Below are 1,424 nucleotides of genomic sequence, written 5' to 3'. Positions count from 1 at the left end.
CGTTAGCGTCCGCGCTCGTGGTGTAATTTCCGGTGTAGATTGAGGCGATCGCATGGGTGGGGCATGCCCCACCCATGCGAATTCGATCTCGGTGGCCACCGGGCTCATCGGTAAGGTGGAGTTACCACACTTCACACGCCCACCGAGGAGTTGATCCCGATGACCGACGATAGATTACCGCTTGCCGAGCTGATGGCGAAGACCGGAGATGGAGATTTCCTGCGCACGATCGCCGAGAACGTATTACAGATCATCATGGAGGCCGACGTCGATGGCTTGGTCGGCGCCGGCCGGCACGAGCGTTCCGGCGATCGCACGACCTGGCGCAATGGCTACCGCGACCGCAGTCTCGACACCCGGCTCGGCACGCTCAATCTCAAGATCCCCAAACTGCGGACCGGCGCCTACTTTCCCGGCTTTCTGGAGCCAAGGAAGACCGTCGAGAAGGCGCTGGTCGCGGTGATCCAGGAAGCATGGATCGCCGGCGTCAGCACCCGGCGCGTCGATGAACTGGTGCAGGCGATGGGCATGACTGGCATCTCCAAGTCCTCGGTATCCAAGCTGTGCAAGGACATCGACGAGCGGGTCCACGCCTTCCTCAAGCGGCCGCTCGCCGGCGACTGGCCCTACCTCTGGCTCGATGCTACCTATCTCAAGGTGCGCGAGGGCGGGCGGATCGTCAGTGTCGCCGCGATAATCGCTGTGGCCGTCAACACCGAGGGCAAGCGCGAGATCGTCGGCCTGCACATCGGTCCTTCCGAAGCCGAGCCGTTCTGGTCGAGCTTCCTCAAGGACCTCGTCCGGCGCGGCCTGACCGGCGTGAAGCTGGTCATCTCCGATGCCCACGAGGGGCTCAAGGCGGCGATTACCCGCGTCATGGGCGCGACCTGGCAGCGCTGCCGCGTCCACTTCATGCGCAACGCCCTGGCCTATGTGCCCAAGGGCCAGAATACCGTCGTTGCCGCTGCAATCCGTCAGGTCTTCCTTCAGCCCGACCATGCCGCTGCGACGCAGGTCTGGCGGCAGGTCGCTGATCAGTTGCGCGCCCGCTGGCCAAAGCTCGGCGCTTGCATGGACGATGCCGAGCACGACGTGCTCGCCTACATGACCTTCCCCGAGCAGCACCGGGTCAAGCTCCACAGCACCAATCCGCTGGAACGCCTGAACAAGGAAGTGAAGCGCCGCGCCGATGTGGTCGGCATCTTCCCGAACGAGGACAGCATCATCCGCCTCGTCGGCGCCGTCCTGCTCGAGCAGAATGACGAATACCAGCTCCAGCACCGCTACATGCAGATCGAGGGCATGGCCGCCCTTGCCACACCAATGATCGAGGAGGCACAGCCGCTACAGATTACACCCAAGGCCGCCTGAAAATGCAGCCCAGTGGCCACACCCGATTTTACACCACATTGACGGACGCGACC

1 protein-coding gene is annotated in these 1,424 nt (G+C 63.5%); it reads left to right on the top strand.

What is annotated here, in order from left to right; genetic code table 11:
• Window positions 1–159 precede the first annotated feature (159 nt).
• Window positions 160–1,371, top strand: a complete 1,212-nt coding sequence (locus F4U94_RS24045) for an IS256 family transposase (RefSeq protein WP_059150834.1) — start codon at window positions 160–162, stop codon at window positions 1,369–1,371.
• Window positions 1,372–1,424 lie beyond the last annotated feature (53 nt).

The sequence above is a fragment of the Sphingobium limneticum genome, from assembly GCF_008710155.1.
Lineage (GTDB): Bacteria > Pseudomonadota > Alphaproteobacteria > Sphingomonadales > Sphingomonadaceae > Sphingobium > Sphingobium limneticum.
This window is presented reverse-complemented; position numbering and strand designations above follow the sequence as displayed.